This window comes from Amycolatopsis sp. NPDC059235, assembly GCF_042754125.1.
Lineage (GTDB): Bacteria > Actinomycetota > Actinomycetes > Mycobacteriales > Pseudonocardiaceae > Amycolatopsis > Amycolatopsis albidoflava.
Genome location: NZ_JBHZAG010000031.1, coordinates 26,368 through 43,915, shown reverse-complemented (window position 1 = coordinate 43,915; position 17,548 = coordinate 26,368). Strand labels below are relative to the sequence as shown.

At 68.9% G+C, this 17,548-nt stretch carries 14 protein-coding genes; 3 read left to right on the top strand and 11 right to left on the bottom strand.

Annotated features, from left to right (window positions below; genetic code table 11):
• Positions 1-1,445: 1,445 nt before the first annotated feature.
• Positions 1,446-4,796 (bottom strand): TM0106 family RecB-like putative nuclease, encoded by a 3,351-nt coding sequence (locus tag ACFXI3_RS21325; RefSeq protein ID WP_378401517.1) that lies wholly within the window; start codon positions 4,794-4,796, stop codon positions 1,446-1,448.
• Between the two features lie 484 nt (positions 4,797-5,280).
• Positions 5,281-6,240 carry an alpha/beta hydrolase gene (locus tag ACFXI3_RS21320; RefSeq protein ID WP_378401578.1) on the bottom strand — a complete coding sequence of 320 codons (960 nt, stop codon included), beginning with the start codon at positions 6,238-6,240 and terminating at the stop codon, positions 5,281-5,283.
• 309 nt (positions 6,241-6,549) lie between these two features.
• On the opposite strand from ACFXI3_RS21320, the gene ACFXI3_RS21315 reads away from it, so the two are divergent.
• A complete protein-coding gene (locus ACFXI3_RS21315) occupies positions 6,550-7,089 on the top strand; it encodes a GNAT family N-acetyltransferase (RefSeq protein WP_378401515.1) in 540 nt (179 codons plus the stop codon).
• A 181-nt stretch (positions 7,090-7,270) separates the two neighbouring features.
• On the opposite strand, the gene ACFXI3_RS21310 is transcribed toward ACFXI3_RS21315, so the two are convergent.
• From ACFXI3_RS21310 to ACFXI3_RS21295, 4 genes are all read right to left on the bottom strand, one after another.
• Positions 7,271-8,110, bottom strand: coding sequence for a phosphotransferase family protein (locus tag ACFXI3_RS21310; protein WP_378401513.1), 840 nt, complete (start codon positions 8,108-8,110; stop codon positions 7,271-7,273).
• Positions 8,111-8,190: 80 nt separating this feature from the next.
• On the bottom strand, positions 8,191-9,099 hold the full coding sequence (locus ACFXI3_RS21305) for a ribonuclease Z (protein WP_378401512.1): 909 nt from the start codon (positions 9,097-9,099) through the stop codon (positions 8,191-8,193).
• A 154-nt stretch (positions 9,100-9,253) separates the two neighbouring features.
• Positions 9,254-10,219 carry an NAD-dependent epimerase/dehydratase family protein gene (locus ACFXI3_RS21300; RefSeq protein ID WP_378401511.1) on the bottom strand — a complete coding sequence of 322 codons (966 nt, stop codon included), beginning with the start codon at positions 10,217-10,219 and terminating at the stop codon, positions 9,254-9,256.
• Complete coding sequence (locus ACFXI3_RS21295) at positions 10,216-11,184, bottom strand: ScbA/BarX family gamma-butyrolactone biosynthesis protein (RefSeq protein WP_378401509.1); 969 nt, start codon at positions 11,182-11,184, stop codon at positions 10,216-10,218. The genes ACFXI3_RS21300 and ACFXI3_RS21295 overlap by 4 nt, the downstream gene beginning before the upstream one ends.
• Before the next feature lie 180 nt (positions 11,185-11,364).
• On the opposite strand from ACFXI3_RS21295, the gene ACFXI3_RS21290 reads away from it, so the two are divergent.
• Entirely contained in the window at positions 11,365-11,988 is a 624-nt protein-coding gene (locus ACFXI3_RS21290) for a ScbR family autoregulator-binding transcription factor (RefSeq protein ID WP_344272145.1), read from the top strand.
• A 494-nt stretch (positions 11,989-12,482) separates the two neighbouring features.
• Here the strand turns inward: ACFXI3_RS21290 and ACFXI3_RS21285 are convergent, their stop codons facing one another.
• Positions 12,483-13,097, bottom strand: coding sequence for a ScbR family autoregulator-binding transcription factor (locus tag ACFXI3_RS21285; protein ID WP_344272143.1), 615 nt, complete (start codon positions 13,095-13,097; stop codon positions 12,483-12,485).
• A gap of 274 nt (positions 13,098-13,371) precedes the next feature.
• Between ACFXI3_RS21285 and ACFXI3_RS21280 the strand changes: the two genes are divergently transcribed.
• The gene (locus ACFXI3_RS21280; protein ID WP_344272141.1) at positions 13,372-14,139 is read left to right on the top strand and encodes an AfsR/SARP family transcriptional regulator; all 768 of its coding nucleotides are present in this window, start codon (positions 13,372-13,374) and stop codon (positions 14,137-14,139) included.
• A 113-nt stretch (positions 14,140-14,252) separates the two neighbouring features.
• Here ACFXI3_RS21280 and ACFXI3_RS21275 read toward each other — a convergent pair whose 3' ends face one another.
• The 4 genes from ACFXI3_RS21275 to ACFXI3_RS21260 form a co-directional block, all read right to left on the bottom strand.
• Positions 14,253-14,870 carry a hypothetical protein gene (locus ACFXI3_RS21275; protein ID WP_378401506.1) on the bottom strand — a complete coding sequence of 206 codons (618 nt, stop codon included), beginning with the start codon at positions 14,868-14,870 and terminating at the stop codon, positions 14,253-14,255.
• Positions 14,871-14,971: 101 nt separating this feature from the next.
• Positions 14,972-15,544 carry a hypothetical protein gene (locus ACFXI3_RS21270; RefSeq protein WP_344272136.1) on the bottom strand — a complete coding sequence of 191 codons (573 nt, stop codon included), beginning with the start codon at positions 15,542-15,544 and terminating at the stop codon, positions 14,972-14,974.
• A 149-nt stretch (positions 15,545-15,693) separates the two neighbouring features.
• The gene (locus ACFXI3_RS21265; protein ID WP_378401504.1) at positions 15,694-16,521 is read right to left on the bottom strand and encodes an ABC transporter permease; all 828 of its coding nucleotides are present in this window, start codon (positions 16,519-16,521) and stop codon (positions 15,694-15,696) included.
• On the bottom strand, positions 16,521-17,444 hold the full coding sequence (locus ACFXI3_RS21260; RefSeq protein ID WP_378401502.1) for an ATP-binding cassette domain-containing protein: 924 nt from the start codon (positions 17,442-17,444) through the stop codon (positions 16,521-16,523). The genes ACFXI3_RS21265 and ACFXI3_RS21260 overlap by 1 nt, the downstream gene beginning before the upstream one ends.
• Between the last annotated feature and the right edge of the window lie 104 nt (positions 17,445-17,548).

Below are 17,548 nucleotides of genomic sequence, written 5' to 3'. Positions count from 1 at the left end.
TACTCGAGCCGACCAAGCGGTCACTCGATTGGTGGCGATCCAGATCACCTTATGGGGCCGGAACATTCGCGCGGTTCGAGCGTTGTACAGGGTGTCGGTACGGAGGTGCCCCCGGGCCTCACCTTCTGCCTTCCAGGAATACCGGTTCGGCCGGAGCCTGGTCGTGCCACTCGCCGCGAGGCGGCCCCCGTACCGGCGCACAAACCACCCGCTCCGCGCGACTGCTCCCCCCAGGCGCGGAACGGGACCCGGTGCTCCTGCTCCCGCCGGCCGGTAACCCCCAGCCGGTCCGGTCGGCGAGCGGGAGCACACCCCCGGACGCGGGAATGTTCTTGGCCCGCAACGAGTTGTATTGAGTAGCGGCAGCATTGACAACCTAGACAAGCCCGCCGGCGCGCGGAGCGGTCCAGATGGGACTGTTCGCGCCGAACACACCGGTTTCTCCCAGCCACCCCGTCCGTTGCGGCATCTCCCCCCAGTGCCCCGCGCGGACGGGGATCCCGCGCCCCCGCTCCGGCTCCCGCAAGCCGGACGCGCGGGGCGCTCAGACCACCTCGCTCGCCGCGCCACCCCTCCCCCACGGTCGCGCGAGCGGGGACATGTGCCCGCCCGGCCGCCGGATCCCGACCGCCCCGGCCGGGGCGGGCACCCCCAGCAGGCCAGCCCCTTGGACGCCGGGGCCGTCGATGCAACCCAGTCGGCACGGGACTGCAGCTGGGTCCATGCTGGCCGGCGGACGCAGCTCAGCAGCTCAGTCGACGCGGACCCGTGGACGCACGCCAGCCGTGCAGGTCAGCAACCCAGTCGACGCAGGCATGTCGATGCAGGTCCCGTCGACGCATGCCAGTCGATGCCGATCCGTCGTTCCCGATCCGCCGATGCAAGCCAGTCGGTGCAGGTCCGTCGAAGCGAACCCCGCCGACGTAGGCCCGTCGATGCCAGGGCAGTCGAACACCGGGTCAGTCCGCGCAAGCCGGTCGCGGCCGCGTTCGTCGAGGCCAGGTTCGCCGATGCAAGCCCAGTCGACACAAGCCCGTCGATGCTGGCCTCGTCGACGCAAGCCCCCGTCAACGCCGGGGCCATCGCCGCAACCCAGTCGACACAAGCCAGCAGCTGAGTCCATACTGGCCAGGCGACACAGCTCAGCGGCTCAGTCGATGCCGGTCCGTCGATTCCGATCCGCCGACGCAAGCCAGTCGACGCAGGTCCGCCGACACAGGCTGGTCGACGCAGGCCCGTGGACGCAAGCCAGTCGTGCAGGTCAGCAACCCCATCGACGCAAGCACCTCGACGCAGGTCCCGTCGACGCATGCAAGTCGATGTGGATCCGTCGACGCCAGGCACACCGGTGCAACAGCCGGTGCAGCCAGTCGTTGCAGGCCAGTCAATGCCGGTCTCGTCGATGCAACCCAGCAGCCCAGCCGAGGCGGGTCAGCCGATGCGGGTCAGTCGATCCACTCGCGGGCATCCCGCAGCAACCCGAGCATCCCGGAGACCAGCCGCATCTGGTCCACCGTTCTGATGTCCGCCTCGAGCAGCTTCGGGGAGCACACCAGAACCGCGACGGACTGCGCGCGGGAGAGAGCGACGTTCAACCGGTTGCGGGACAACAAGAAATCAAGGCCTCGTGGCAAGTCTACCGCCGACGAGGACGTCATGGTGGTCACCACAACGGGTGCTTCTTGCCCCTGGAACCGGTCCACCGTGCCGACTCGGACGTCGCCGAAACCAGCGTCGGACAAGGCCCGCGTCACGACTCGCGCCTGCAAGTTATACGGGGCCACGACAAGGAAATCGGCGTCAGCAAGCGGCCGGCCCTCCCACGAACGGCCGTGCAGCGACTTGATCACCGAGACCACTTCCGCGGCTTCCTCCACCGAGCGCGTCGTATTCCCGCTGTGCTCGACCGTCGCCAGATAGAGACCCGACGCGAAGCCGTCGATCGAGCGTTCCGCGGTGGGATGCGAGTGCAGCAAACCGGCATACGACAGATTCGAAACCGGCGCGCACACCGCGGGATGCATGCGGCGGGTCAGGTCGAGGAAATATCCCAGTTCCGGCGGGATGATGTCCGCGTCGCCGATCAGGTGCCCCAGCGCGGACGCCTCCGCACCTGCCGGGTGCGTGCCCTGCACCACCTGCGGCAGCTGCTGCGGATCCCCCAGCAGCACCACGTTTTTCGCGCACATCGACACCGCCAGCGCGTCCGCGAGGGCGAACTGGCCGGCTTCGTCGATCACCAGGACGTCGAAGGGTTCTTCGCGCACGGCGGCGTTGGCGAAGGTCCACGCCGTGCCGCCGACCAGGTGACCGGTGTCGTGTTCTTCACGCCACCGTACCAGCGCGTTGTTGTTTTTCGGTTGTTCCCAAGGCAATGACGGGTCCGGCGTTCGCTTCGCACGCTTGGCGCAGGCCATCTCCGGCGCGTTCTCCATGGCCGCCGAGAGCACGTTCTCGACTGCCTTGTGACTGTTCGACGTGACGCCGACAGTCCGGCCCGAGCGCACCAGATGCGCGATGAGTTTCCCGGCCAGATAAGTCTTTCCGGCCCCGGGCGGGCCTTGGACGGCGAGCACGGAACCGTCGAGCTGGTCGACCGCGGTGATCACGGTGGCGACCAGATCTTCCCCCGGTTCGGGCAAACCGCCACGCAACCGGGGGATGCGGCGCAGCAGGTCGACGCCGGGGTGTGACGGCAACCCAGGCAGGGTTTCCCCGACCAGCCGGGCAAGATCGGCGACGGCCTCGTCCTTCGGCGACGGACGGACGGGGCTGCCCGGCAGGACGGCTGCGGGAAGATCGTTCGACGTCCGGTCCGGGGCGCTGCTCTCCTCCAGAGTCACTTCGACGGCCGTCGCGGACACGACTTTCGCGTCGCGAGCATCGGGGCCGTAACGCAATCGCACGTCGTCGCCGGGCGCGAACGGATGCGGGCGGTCCGGGTCGCACCGCACGGCCAGCGTGCGTTTCGCGGTGCGCAACCGGCCGGACGGCGGCACCCACTCGCCCGCGGTCACCGACACCGGGACCGCGCAGGTCGTGTCCACTTCGAGGTCGCTGATCGGGGCGGCCAGCTGCCGGAAGAACTCCCACCACGCCGGGTTCGTCTCGCGCCGGTGGTAGCCGACGGAGGCCGCCAGCAGCGCGCGGGCGTGGTCGTCGGGGGTGAAATCCGCGGGGTCCTCGGGGAGGCCGTCCAGGAGCGGGTCGACCAACGCGGCCATCGCGGCGGCACGTTCGGCTCGGCGCTGGGCGGCTTCCTCTTCTTCGGTGCGGCGGAGCAGAGCGTCCACTTCGGACTCGGGGTCCGGCTCGGCCAGGTCGATTCCGGCGTCGGCGCGCACGCGGTGGAGGAATTCGTGCAGGCGCAAGGTGGAGACGCAGTCGTACTCGTTGTAGTCCGCGATGCCGCGCAGGATTTCGTCGGCCTGCTCGGTGTTTCCCGCGGAGGAGAGCGTCAGGTAGTCCTCGTACGCCTCGATGCTCGACGCCGCCGTTTTTACCTCGCCGTCGCGGGCTTCCGGCATGTACAGTGGTTCTAAATACTTGATCGAATACGACCGCTGTCCTACCCGCAAAGCCTTGCGTACCACGGCATACAGGTCGATCATCGCGCCGCTGCGCAGCAGCTCGTCCACGGCTTCCTCCCGCGTGCCGTGGACGGCGGCGAGCCGCTTGATCGCCGTGACCTCGTACGGCGCGTAGTGGTAGACGTGCGCGTCGGGGTGTTCCGCGAGCCGTGCGGTGGTGAAGTCGATGAACTCCTCGAACGCTCGTTTCTCCTGCGCGCGCGAATGTGCCCAGAACGGGGTGAAGCGCTCGTCCGGGGTGACCGCGCCGAAGAGGTACTCCAGGCCGGTGCCGGCCAGTGCGTACGGGTCGCCTTCCATGTCGAAGAAGACGTCGCCGGGGCTGGCTTCGGGCAGTTCGGCGAGCGCGTCCGGGGCGATGATTTCGTAGGCCAGCTCGCCGGTTTCGTCCTGGCGTACCTGGATCGCGGCCTGCGCGCGCAGTGAGGCGAACGTGCCCTCGGACATGTCGCGCGGACGGTCGGCGGGTTCGGAGCCGGCGAGCGCGTCGATGGTGCCGAGCCCGGCGGTCACCAGCTTGCGCCGCTGCTCGCTGCGCATCCCGGCGACGAGCGACAGATCCCGGTCGGCCTCGCGCGCGGACGAACAGTGGTCGGCGAAGGCGCACCCAGTGCACGCCGGGCGCTCGTCGGCCCAGACCCGGTCCGGCAACTGCGGCGGACGGTCCTGCAACCGGTCGCGGAGCCGGTCCACGAGCGGGAGGAAGTCGTCGACGCGGAGGCTGCGCGTGCTGCCGTCGCCCAGCAGCAGGTGCATCTCCGGCCCGGTGGGCCAGCCGCCGCGGCGCAGAGCGTCGGCGTACGCGGTGAGCTGCACGACCGCGGACGGCTTGGCGTGCCGGGCGAGCTTCGTGTCGTACACCTCGTAGCGGCCCTGGTCGTCGCGCAGGAGGAAATCGGCGCGCCCGGAAAACTCGCCGTCGTGGAACACCGCCTGGTAGACGACCGGCGCGCCCGCGCGCAGCGCCTCCTCGGTGGCCTTCGCCGCGACGACCGGATCGTGCTCCTCGATCTCGACGACCTGCGCCCGCTCGCCGCGCAACCGGCTGAGCGTGGCCGCTTCGTGCGCGCGCCCGTGCTTCACCGCCAGCCGATCGGGTGCGGAACTGGGCTGCGGCGCGCCGGGTATCCCCGCCGCCAGCGCCTGCTTGAGGATGCTCCGGTGCTCGCATTCGAGCAGGTCAGCGAGATCAGACGGCGTGTACATCGCCCGGCAGTCTGTCACGGGCGGTGGTGGCCTCTTGCGAGGCGGGGTGGCGACACGCCGCCCGGAATTGTCGGTGGTGGGTGGGATGATCTTGGGGTGGTCAGGGAGCGGGAGTTGAGGAGAGTGGAGGTGAGTGCTGGGGCAAAGGTTGTGCGGAGGTGAGAGGGCTGGTGGCGAGTTGGTGGTGCGGTTTGCGCTGAGGTGGAGTGGTCGGCCTGAGGTGGTGCAGGTCGTGGCATGCGCAGGACTGCGGCCTCACGGCCAACATGGGGCTCGGTGCGAGCTCGCGGCACCCGCAGGATCGCGGCCATCCGGCCAGCACCGTTCTCGGTGCCAGGTCGCCGCACCCGCAAGGTCGAGACGTTCCGGCCCACACGGGACTCGGTGCGAGTTCGCGGCACCCGCAGAGTCGCGGCGCTGTCGATCATGCCGTTCCGAGACGTGCGCGCCACCCCGACGGCCTCGGCAGGGTGGCGCCGTCCCGCTACGGAGTTGGGCGGTTGAGCAATCGCTCGAGCCACGACTCGCGCGCCGCGATGCATGCTTCGGCCGGGGCGGATTGCGGTGCTAGGTCATGGAAGCCGTGGAATGCGCCGCCCCAGACGTGGAGTTCGGCGTCGCCTCCGGAGGTCCAGATTGAGGTTGCGAAGGCTACGTCTTCGTCTCGGAAGACCTCCGCTGCGCCGACGTCGATGAAGGTTGGCGGGAGGCCGCTCAGGTCGGTTGCGCGTGCGGCGGCTGCGTAGGGTGAGACGTCGGCGGTACCTCGGCGGTCGCCTAGGACCGCGGTCCACGCGGTCAGGTTGCTGGTCCGGTCCCAGACGCCGATGCCGTCGTACTGGCGAGCCGACACTGTCTCATTGCGATCGTCGATCATCGGGCATTGCAGCAGCAGGCCGAGCAGCGTCGGGCCGTTGCGGTCGCGGGCCAGCAGCGCGGTTCCGGCGGCTAGTCCTCCTCCGCCGCTGCCGCCGAACATGACCAGGCGGTCGGGGGCGAAGCGTAGGGCGTCCGCGTTGGCGGCCATCCATCGCAAGCCCGCGTAGCAGTCCTCGACGGGTGTCGGGTCGGGATGTTCCGGGGCCAGCCGGTATTCGGCGGTGACGGCGACTGCGTCGTACTTCAGCACCCAGTCGATCAGCGGGCCTGCTGCGGCGAAGCGGTCTCCCATCACCATTCCGCCGCCGTGGAGGTGGTAGATGCCGACGCCCGGGGTCTCGTGGTCCACCTGCGAAAGGACGGAGACTTCGATCTCCGCGCCGCCGTAACCGGGGATCGTGTGGTGCGTGCAGCGGACCGGGCGGTCGCCGATTTGTTCTTCGATGGTGGGGAAAGGGAGGCTCCGGTAGTACCGCAACTGGTCCGGTGTCATGCCGACTGGCACGCAGCCGTCGAGGGTCGGCAGGACGGAGGCCAGTTCTGGATCGAAGGCGGGACGCGGCATTTCCTGCGTCATGAGTGCTCCTGGACGTCATCGATCCCTCGCCCCGACGGCGCACGGCTGAGCGCGGCGCAGCGCGAGAGGAGGAGGTTGGTGGGAAAGAGCTACTGCCAGGGCACGCGTCGGCCAGTACGCCGCCGAGAACCCGGCGGCTAGTCTCTGTCCACCTCGATGAGCATGCCGCGAGTTTACCCGACTGCGGGGCATCCTGTGCCGAATTTCCTGCGGGGCGCGGTCGAAGCCGGTGCCGGGCAAGGACTTTGAGCGGACTCCGACCCGGGGCAAGTCTCGGCGGGTGCAGAATGGGCGGTCGTGACGGTCGTCCTCTCCATACCCCGAACCGAGTCCGCGAGAGCCCTACAGCTGCGGCCATGGCGGTCGGAGGATCGGCGGGCGCTGGTCGTCGCGCATCGCGATCCGCTGTTACGCCGCCGGTTGACCTCCCCTCTCACCGGCGACGGCGATGCCCGGCGGTGGCTGGACGCACAGGCGTCCGGCTGGGAGTCCGCAACGCAGTTCAGCTTCGCGGTGGTGGCCGACGACGACGCGCCGCTCGGGCACGTCGTCGTGAAGGTTCGGGACGCGGGGACGGCAGAGGTCGGCTACTGGACTGCCGCCCAGGCTCGGGGTCGTGGCGTGGCTGCCCGGGCGTTGGAAACCACGTCGCGGTGGGCGCTCGGCGCGCAGCGGATTGTCCCGTTGAGTCGGCTGGACTTGCTTCATGCCGAGGACAACCTGGCCTCCTGCCGGGTCGCGGAGAAGTGCGGCTACGTCCTCGACGGACTGTTGCCGCCGGCACCGCCGGACTTTCCGGTCAGCGGGCACCGGCACGTGCGCATCTCGGGAGGCTGATTGCCAGCGGGGCGGCGAGCCGATCGCACTTCCGTCGGCCGAACAAGCAAAACGGACTCGCTGGTAGGTGGCAGGGGTTTCAGGGGGCTCGTGGCCGCCCATCCCCCGCGCAGGAACCCGACGCGCCGTCCCTCGTTGAAGGCTCGGTCCCTGCCCCGAACGCCGAAATTCCGGCAGGCTGCTAGCCGCGGGCTTCCAGCCAGGCGACAATGGCTCGGACGAAGCCGTCGACGCTCGACAAGGGTTTGCCTGCGAAGACCGCGTGCAGGTGCTCGACGCCGATCGGATCGTTCCAGGCCTGGGCGCGTCGGCAGGTCTCCTCGTCGGTGGCCGCGCGGAGGACGTCCCAGCCGTGCCAGGTCGCGACTAGTGCCGCGTCGATGGCCGGGTCGGCCAAGGTCGCCAGGTCCCAGTCGAGGACGCCGGTCAGTTTGCCGTCCGGGTCGAAGTGGACGTTGCTGCCGCCGAGGTCGCCGTGGACGAGTCTGGCGGGGGTCTCTTCAAGAGCCAGCAGCGTGTCCAAACGTTGCTGTACTCCGGGTTGCCACTTTTCCGGCAGGCGCGAGATCACGTCGTGCAGGATTTCCGCCCAGCCCAGGCCGTTGGCAGATCGGCGCGGGCGGTGGAGGACGTCCGCGAGCCGCGGTGAGATCTCAACCTCGCGCAGTGCCGTCAACAGCGGGCCGAACGCTGCTGGGTCGCCGACGCCTTCTGGCAGGCCCTCGCCGTCGATCCAGGAGACCGCGACAGCCGCGCGGTCGCCGAACGTGGTCACTGGGGTCAGCGGCTCTGGCACGGCGAAAGGCAGTCCGGCTGCCGCGACGGCGCGGAGGATCTCGGCGCGGCGCGGTAGCTCGGCTGCGGCGTCGGGGCGTTTGCTGATCCGCACGGCCGCGACGCCGGGCAGCAGCACGACGTGGTGCATGTTTCCCTGAGCGGCTAGCCGGGCGGAGCCGACTGCGGGACCGGGGACGAGTGCTTCGGCGATTTCGAGCAGGTCAGTGGGGACCGGTTGACGCATCCCGCGAGTTTGCCGGACGTGGTCGCGCTTCGGCGTCGCGGAGGTGCTCTCGGCCGCGAAGGCACCTTTGCGAAGGTGCCTCACCGCCGCGGAGGCAACGGCACCACGTCCAAATCCCGGGCCACGTGGATCTCCCCGTCGAACACCTTCGCTGCCTCGTCGCGGAACCGGTCCGCCTCCTCGTACGGGTAGCGCTGCGAGAAGTGCGTCAGCAGCAACTCCCGGGCACCCGACTCCGCAGCCAGCCGACCGGCGTCGGTGCTGGTCAGGTGGCCGTAGCGGTAGGCCAGCTCGGCGTCGTCGGCGCGGAAGGTCGATTCGGCGATCAGCAGGTCCGCCTCTCGCGCGCAGGCGAACGCGCCCGCGCACAGGCGCGTGTCCATCACGAACGCGACCACCTGACCCCGGCGCGGCACGCTCACGTCTTCCAGCCGGACCACGCCGTCCGCAGTCGCATACACCCCGTCGGCCTGGAGTTTTCGTACCGCGGGGCCTTGGACGCCTGCCGCGGCGAGCGCGTCCGGCAGCATCCGGATGCCGTCCGGTTCGGTGTAGCGGTAGCCGAAGCAGTCGATGCGGTGTTCCAGCGGGTACGCCGACAGGGCACCGCCGAGCGGGCCAGGGGCGGAGATCGGCAGCGGGACCAGCTCGGCGCGTTCGTGGAACGACGTCGAGTGCCGCAGCCGGTCGAAGTACTCCTGGCCGGACGCTGGGTAGTGGCAGCGGACGGGATGCGCGACGCCGTCCAGCGAGAGCCGTTGGATGATGCCGGCCAGGCCGAGGCTGTGGTCGCCGTGGAAGTGGGTGACGCAGAGGTGGGTGAGTTCGCTCGCCGTCGCGCCGGCGTACATCATCTGCCGCTGGGTGCCTTCGCCCGGATCGAAGAGGATGCCGTCGGTGTCGAAGCGCAGCAGGTAGCCGTTGTGGTTGCGGTGCCGGGTCGGCGTCTGGCTCGCCGAGCCGAGCACCACTAGCTCGCGTCGGGACATGACGATCATCTTCGCGCCACGCCGGGGCCGGACGCCACCGAAATGAACTCCGCGGAAACAGCGGCGGCCGTCCGGGATGAAATTCCCCGGACGGCCGCGCGCCGCGAATAATTGCCGTTTGAATTCGTTCGATCACTTTCCGCGAATTCGATCTTCACCCGGCTTCGGGAATTGCCAGTGTTTCCCGATACCACTTCCGGGACTGAGCCATTCGGACGCCGAGCCCCGGTCCCGGGGAGACTCCGGTGAGCTCCCAGACCTTTTCGCTGGCGTACCAATGGTCCCTCGTAAGCAGCGACCACTGGTGCCCGCTGAGCCACGGCGTGCGCGCCCGATGCTCGGCGAGCGGCCGGTCGTGGTCGGGAACGGGCAGTTCAAGCAGGGTGCAGACGGCTTCGAGCAGCTCGCGCATCCGCACCGGTTCCGGGTCGGCCACGTGGAACACCTCGCCGGGGCGGCCCAGTGCCGGGTCCAGCGCGAACGCGCTGAGCACGGCAGCGAGATCCCACGACGAGACCACCGAGGTCCGGGACCTGCCGCCCTCAGCCCACGCCGGCACCGCCCGCAGCCACTTCACCAGCGTCGGGACCACGTGCCGGTCGCCGTCGCCGTACACCAGGTGCGGCCGCAGAACGATCCCGCCCGCGGCGCGGACCCGCTGTTCCCCGGCCAGCCTGGTGCGGCTGGTGGCCGAGGCGGGCCCGAGGTCGAGCGTGTCCTCGGGCGCGCCTCGATGCTCGCCGTCGCGGTAGACCGCGCAAGTGCTCAGGTACACGATCCGGCGCGTGCCCGCCCGCCGCGCTTCCGCGAGGAGCCGGGCCGTGCCGAGATCGTTGACCTGCGCGCATTCCTCTTCGGTGCCGCCGATCCGGGACGCGGCGTGCACGAGCGTCGCGACGCCCGTGCACGCCCCGGCCAGCCCGGCCGCGCCGGCGAGGTCGCCTCGGTGGATCCGCGCGCCGGATCGCGTGATCCACTCCGGCACCTCGCCGCGCGCCAGCACCCGCACCGCGGCGCCGCGGGCGAGCAACGTCCGCAGCACCGCCGAACCGATGAACCCGGTCGCTCCGGTGAGGAGGATTTCCCCGGTCGTACTGTCCGCCCCCAGGCCGGCAGTCATGACCTGCGCATCGCCAGGGTGCCGCTCGCCACGGGGCGGCCCTTCTGCTCCGCCACCACTCGCACCAGGCGGGACCCGTCCGCGTCGACGCCGATCTCTTCCGCCGTCAGCAGGCATTCCGAGTCGAACTCGACGTAGACGGAGAAGTCGAAGTCCGTGCGCAACGGCAGCGCGTACGGGTCTCCGAGCGTCAGCAACGCCGCCTGGCGCGCGCCTTCCAGCAGCACCATGCCCGGGACGTGGTCCACCGAGTGGTCGAACAGGACCGCGTGGTCCGGGTCGAACTGCAGGGACCAGGTGCCGGGCGTCGCGGTCTCGGCGACCAGCACGTCTTCCTTGCGTTCCCGGCCGACGAGCACCGGTTCCACCGTGGGCAATGCGATGGCCTGGAACGGCGTCGCCGCGAAGTGGTCGCCGCGCAGCCGGCGGTAGACCGCCGGGGACACGCAGCGAATCGTCTCCGAAGCGGTGCCGATCAGCTCCCCGTCGCGGAAGCAGCCGAACTCGAACCGCATGCCGCCGACGTTGTTGCCCCGGCGGATCACGTCCTGCACGCTCACCCGCAGCACCACGTCGATCGGCCTGCCCGCGGTGACCAGCCCTTCGGGGGTGATAGAGCTGGTCTTGCGGCCGCCGACGAACACGGTGCCGAGCGAGACGCCATACGCGCGATGCGCGACCAGCATGATCGCTTGGCGGAACGTTTCCAGGTACAGCATGGGATCGTGCGATCCCGGAGTGCGCGGGCCGAAGAACCCGTGCCGGCGCGGCCACTGCGCACCGACCTCGAACCGGTCCTGCCCCACGATGTTCAGATCAGTGACGAAAACTTCCGAGACGGCCGCGCGGTGCACGAGATTGCGCGGGATCGTCTGCTGGAAGTCGACCGGGCTTCCGCCCGGCGAACTTTCGCCGTCGATGATGAAGGTTCTTCCGACAGACTCCTCTAACAGCGTACCGACCATGTCGGTCCTCCCAGAAAAAAAGTACTTCCCCAGTACCCCCACAACATTTTTAGCGGAAAAGGGCGGACAAAACCATACCTACCTACCGGTTTTTTTCTCTGGCTCCGCGGGCCGCGCGGAGGTAGACTGGTGTGTCAGCGTGGCCCGGAGCGGGCCCGCGATCCCCCGAGAGGAGTCACAGTGGCTCGCCAGGAACGCGCGGAGCAGACCCGAAATGCCATCCTCGACGCTGCCGCGTCCAGGTTCGACGCGGTCGGCTTCCTAGGCGCGAGCCTGTCGGACATCCTCGCCGAGGCCGGGGTCACCAAAGGCGCGCTGTACTTCCACTTCAAGTCCAAGGAAGAACTCGCGGACGCGCTGATCAACGAGCAGTTCACCGTGTGGGACCCGCTGGCCGACATCGAGAGCCCCGGGCTGCAGACGGTCATCGACCTCACCCAGAACATGGGGCACAGCCTGCGCAAAGACGTGCGCGTGCGCGCCAGCATCCGGCTCGTCATCGAGCAGGGCTCGTTCGTCACGCCCGCCGCGGGCGCGTACAAGCAGTGGACCGACACCATCCACGGCTGCCTGCTCGCCGCGAAGGCCGCGGGCGACGTGCGCAAGGACGTCAACGCGCACGATCTCGCGCAGTACGTGGTCGCGTCGTTCACCGGGACCCAGCTCAGCTCGCAGGTGCTGACCGGGCGGACGGACCTGCACGAGCGGGCCACGTTCATGTGGCAGACGATCCTGAACGCGGTCGTCCCGCCCCGGCGGCTGCACAAGTTCGATCCGGCCGGGACTTTTCCCGCCGACGACTAGCGGGATCCAGGGGGTAAGGGGCGAAACCGGACGGTCGGTTTGCGAGGCTGAGTTCTTCGGCGGCGCAGTCGCGGCGGGGATCCGGAATCAAACCGGCGCAGTCGCGGTGCGGCTCGGGGATCAGCCGGGCGTGCAGTTCAGGCGCCGGTCAGCTCGGCGACGTGTCCCGGAATGCAACCCGGCACAACTCGGGCGTCGGTCGCCTGGGCGATGCGTCCCTGGCATCAACCTGGCACAACTCAGGCACCGGCCACCTCGGCAACGCGCCCCTGACATCAACCCGACACAACTCAGGCACCGGCCACCTCGGCAACGCGCCCCTGGAATCAACCCGGCACAACCCAGGTACCGGTCAACTCGGCGACACGTCCCGGAAAGCAACCCGGCACAGCCCAGGCACCGGTCATCTGGGCGATGCGTCCCCGGAATCAACCCGGCCCAGCTCAGGCGCCGCCCGCCTCGGCGACGCGTCCCGGACATCAACCCGACACAGCTCAAGTGCCAGTCGCCTCGGCGGTCGAATCCGCTGGTTGCGCCGCCTCGATCACCCGCCACAGCTCGGAAAGCGTGCTGGCCAGGTCCGTGCCGGCCGGGATCGTCCCACTTGCCGCGGCCGATTCCAGGCCGACGCAGGTCACCACGACCAGGAGTGCCGCCATGTCCGGGCGGACGTGCGGGCTCAGCTCCCCCGCTCCGTGCGCGGCGGCGATGTGCGCGCGCACCTGGCCGAGCCACGCGCGGACGAAGGCGACGAACCGCGGGTCGTTCGAGCCCATTTCGCGGGCGAGTCGGAAGCTCGCGCCCACCTTCGCGTCTTCGGCGAGCCAGCCCATCAGCGCCCGGCTCAGGTCGGCCAGCCTGCGCAGATGCGGACGGCGTCCGCGCGCCCGCGCGACGTGCTGGTGCAGGACCGCCACGGCCGCCGATTGCACCTCGTCGCAGATTTCGTCCTTCGACGAGAAGTGGAAGTACAGGCCGCCTTTGGTCACGCCCGCTTCGCGCGCGATGTCCACCATGCTCGTGGCCGCGTAGCCGTCGCGGTGCAGCAGCGCCGCGGCGGCGTCCAGCAGCAGGAGCCGGGTGAGCTCCGCACGAGCCTGTTTAGTCACCGTCTTCCCCATCGTCTCGCGCCGGGAACGGCACGGCGTGTGTCCCGACCGCCCAATCATGACATACCGACCGCCCGGTTTACCAGAGATTCTGGCCGATTACCTGGCCGCCGCGGCGAATCCAAGATCAAAACAGACCAACCTCCCGGTTTTGTCTTGAAAACCGACCTCCCGGTTTGCTATGGTCCAGTAGTGGACCCGGCTCGGACCGGCAGGCAGCGGCGCTGGGGGCGCCGCCGGACGGGTCCGGCGCGAGAGACACCGGAGGGCAGTCATGCTGAACTACGAAATTCTCGGACAGATCAGAGTGAGCGGCCGGCCCGGCGTCTGCGCCCCGCGGGCCCGCAAGATCGAGACCTTGCTGTCCGTGCTGCTGGCCAAGAACAACCAGGTCGTGACGGCTGAGCATCTGATCGGCGAGATCTGGGGCGAACATCCGCCCGCGAGGGCGAGTGCGGCGTTGTATGTGTATGTGTCGCAGCTGCGGAAACTGTTGCGCGGCAATGGTGAGAGTGCGGAAGACAGCCCTGTTGTGACCAGTCCGCGGGGGTATTCGCTGCACGTTGGGATCGATGAGCTTGATGCTGATCGGTTCACCCGGCTTTACGAGCAGGGGCGCGCGTTGCACTGGGATCGTGGCTACGGTCAGGCTGCGAAGGTGTTGCGGGAGGCTTCTCAGCTGTGGCGCGGGGCGGCGTTCGGGGGGTTCATCGACTCTCCTGATGTGCAGGCGTATGCCACGTTGCTTGAGGAGAGCCGGCTTGGGTGCCTCGAGCTGTTGATGGAGACCGAGCTGCTCATCGGGCGGCATCGTGAGGTTGTCGGGCAACTGTCGGCGCTTGCGAAGGAGCACACGCTTCGGGAGACGTTTACCGAGTACCTGATGACCGCGCTGGCTCGGTCCAATCGGCGGGCTGAGGCGTTGGAGACGTTCGCGTCCGCGCGGCAGAACCTGGTGCAGCAGTTGGGGATCGAGCCGGGGAGCTCGTTGCGGAAGCTGCATCACAGCATTCTTGTCGGGGAGATGTCGGACGCAGTTTGAGCTTGGTCGTGGGGGTGGCCCGGTCTTCCGCTTCGGCGGGGGCCGGGTCGTTTTCGTGCTAGCGCCGGTCTGCCTGGCGAAAAAAGATAATTGGCACACACGACTGCTGATGGTCAGAGCTGCGTCAGAGTCCCGTCGTGCTCAGCCCGCCAAAGATGCTGACGCTGGCGGAAGGTGACGCTCAGCTTGATCTCTCGAATCACCTCAAGTGTCGTCGCCTTCTCCTCGCGGATCAGTTCTTGAAGCTCCTCTTCGTTCGTCGTAGCGAGGTTGTGCTGTCCCATCCGACTACGCACAGCGATCCGCACCTGGTTCTTCATCGCGCCTCCGAGTTGCGTCAGTTGGCCAGTCCGGGACGTCGGGGAACACGTTCCGAGGTGGAACGTCATATTGAAGTTCAAAATCCGAGTCCTGACCACGACGTCATAGACCGGCAACGCAGTCGTGTTGACGAAAGCAACTACGGGGGTCTCGCTTCCGTCTGAAAAGACCCACATCGCGAACTTGGCCGCCTCGTGCTCTCGAGCCTCTGAGTCGGATCTGTTCCAGCCTCGATATGCGATCCAGAGCGCCGCTGCCGCGGCGGCGAACGAGCCGACGCCGCCGATCCAACTCCCCCACGCTGCCCACCAGTTCGCATCGCGATGCGTGGCGAGACCGACGTCGAGCAGTACGAGCAAAGCTATCGCTGCGATGAAGCCGGCAAACATGCCGCGTTGTCCGAGTTGCATGGATTCTCAGTCGTCGGCTGGCCGCTGGTTGTTTCCCCAAGGAGCAAAAGCCTTGAAGGGCTCCTTGCGAGTGTCCCGCAAGAAGCCCTTCACGACACCCCTCAGCTGCGGTAGACCGAGACTACGAAACCGCCGCACGTGACTGGTTCTCCGTACCAGCCGCCCCAGCGGCTGTCCAAGGCCAGGCCTGCCAGCTCGGCCATCAGGTCCAGTTCCGCGGGCCAGACATAACGCAGGGGCAGCGACGCGTCGGTCAGGTGCACGATTTGGCGCACATCGTCGACCGCGCGTACGCGGGAGTCTGCGGTCCAGCACGCCGGATCTGGGTGGCGGCCCTGCACCACCAGGGCGCCGCCAGGGCGTAGGAGGCGGCTGTAGCGGCCGATGGCGCGGAGCTGGTCTCGTTGGTCTGGCAGGCGGGAAAGCACGTCCGCGCCCAGGTATCCCGCGTCGAAGCGGGGGCCGGGTTCCAGGTGGACTTCGTAGCCTTCGCCAGCCAGTGCGTCGGCTACTGGGCCGCCGCCGGGGACCAGGATTCGGCCCGGGCCGTGAGACCTCGATACGCGGTCGGTTACTTCGGAGAGGAACGCGACCGCGCCGGCGGGGTCGTCCGCCAGCGGGGCCAGCCACGCGGCCACGGGATCGACCGGCTTTTCCATCACCCGGGTCGGCATGTCGCCACCTCACTTCACGCAGTGGTCCTCTCTACTCCACAGAGAGTGCCGGACCGATCTAAAGCGGATCTAGCGGAATCGGGGTCCCCTAGGCAAGCCTGAAGGGCGACCCGCGGCATGCGGGTCGCCCTTCGGCGGTGAAAAGTGGTTCAGCCCTTGGTGCGCCGGTTGAACTTGCGCACCGCGAGGAACGAGGCCGCGGCGGTGATCACGCCCCACCAAGCGAGGGCGAGCCACGCCGTACCGCCGGCGGGGGTGCCGTTCATCAGCGCGCGGACAGCGTCCATCAGGACCGTGAACGGCTGGTTGTCCACGATCACCCGCAGCACGCCGGGCATCGCCTGGGTCGGCACGAGGGCGCTGGAGGCGTACGGCACGAACACGAGGATCATGCCGAGACCGCCGGCGCCCTCAACGGTCTTCGAGATCGAGCCGAGCAGCACGGCCAGCCAGAAGACGCCTGCCGCGAACAAAATCAGCAGGCCGATCGCGGCGAGCCAGCCCAGTGCGCTGCCGCCGGGGCGGAAGCCGATCGCGAAGCCGATCGCCACCATGATCACGAACGACACCAGGCTGCGCAGCATCCCGGCGGCGACGTGGCCCACCAACACGGCCGGGCCGAACATCGGCATCGAGCGGAAGCGTTCCACGAGGCCCTGGGTGAGGTCCGCGGCGACGCCGACGACCGTGGTCGTCGAGTTGAAGCCGATGCTGATGGCCAGCAGACCGGGCACCAGGTAGTCGACGTAGGCCATGCCGGGCACGTTGATCGCGGGCCCGAACATGAAACGGAACAGCAGCAGCAGCACGATCGGCAGCGACACCGCCTGCAGCAGCATCTCCGGGTTCCGCGTGATGTGCTTGACGTTGCGCCCGATCAGCACGCGGAAGTCGGACAGCACCGAGGCCAGCCCGGCGCTCTCGGGCGCCGCGGGGATCTGCGCCCCCTCGGTTTCCCTGGACAAGGTCTGGGTCATCACTTCGCTCCCGCGGTTGAGGTGAGGGTGTGGAACACGTCGTCGAGCGTCGGCTCCGACAGCTCGATCCCGGCGGGCTCGAGCCCGGCGTCGGCGACCCGGTTGAGCGTCGCGCGCACCTGGCCGGGGTGGTCGATCGGGACGCTGACCGTCTCGTCCAGCAGCACGCCGCCGGTGACCTGCTGCGCGCGGCCCGCCTCGGCGACCGACGCGAAGGTCAGCTTGAGCCGTTCGGTGCCGACGCGGCGCTTCAACTCGGTGGCGGTGCCCTCGGCGACGACGCGGCCCTTGTCGATGACCGCGATCCGGTCGGCGAGCTGGTCGGCCTCGTCGAGGTACTGCGTGGTGAGCAGGACCGTGGTGCCGCCGTCGAGCAGCTTGCGGATCGCGTCCCACATCGCCGAGCGGCTGCGCGGGTCGAGGCCCGTGGTGGGCTCGTCGAGGAACAGGACCGGCGGCGACGTGATCAGGCTGATCGCGAGGTCGAGGCGGCGCCGCATGCCGCCGGAGTAGGTCTTCACCGGACGGCCGGCCGCTTCTTCGAGGTCGAACTGCGCGAGCAGCTCGGTGGCCCGCTCCTTCGCCCGCGCGATCGGCAGGTGGAACAGCCGCCCCATCATTTCCAGGTTTTCGCGGCCGGTGAGCAGTTCGTCGACCGCGGTGTTCTGTCCGGTGAGGCCGATCTGCTCGCGGACCTTGCGGGTGCGCTTGGCGACGTCGTGCCCGTTGACGGTCACGGTGCCGCCGTCGGCCTCCAGGAGGGTGCTGAGGATCCGCACCGTCGTGGTCTTGCCGGCGCCGTTGGGGCCCAGCAGCGCGAACATCGTGCCCCGCTCGACGCTGAGGTCGACGCTCTCCAGGACGTCGACATCGCCGTAGGACTTGCGCAGCCCCCGTGCTTCGATTGCGTAGCCGGTGACCATCGGGTTACCTCTCCTCGGTTCGGTCAAGCGGGGAAACTGTCGGGATCAAGTGGGCCACAGCGGCCGCGAGAGCGGCAATACCGGCCGGGCCCGATAGGGGTGGG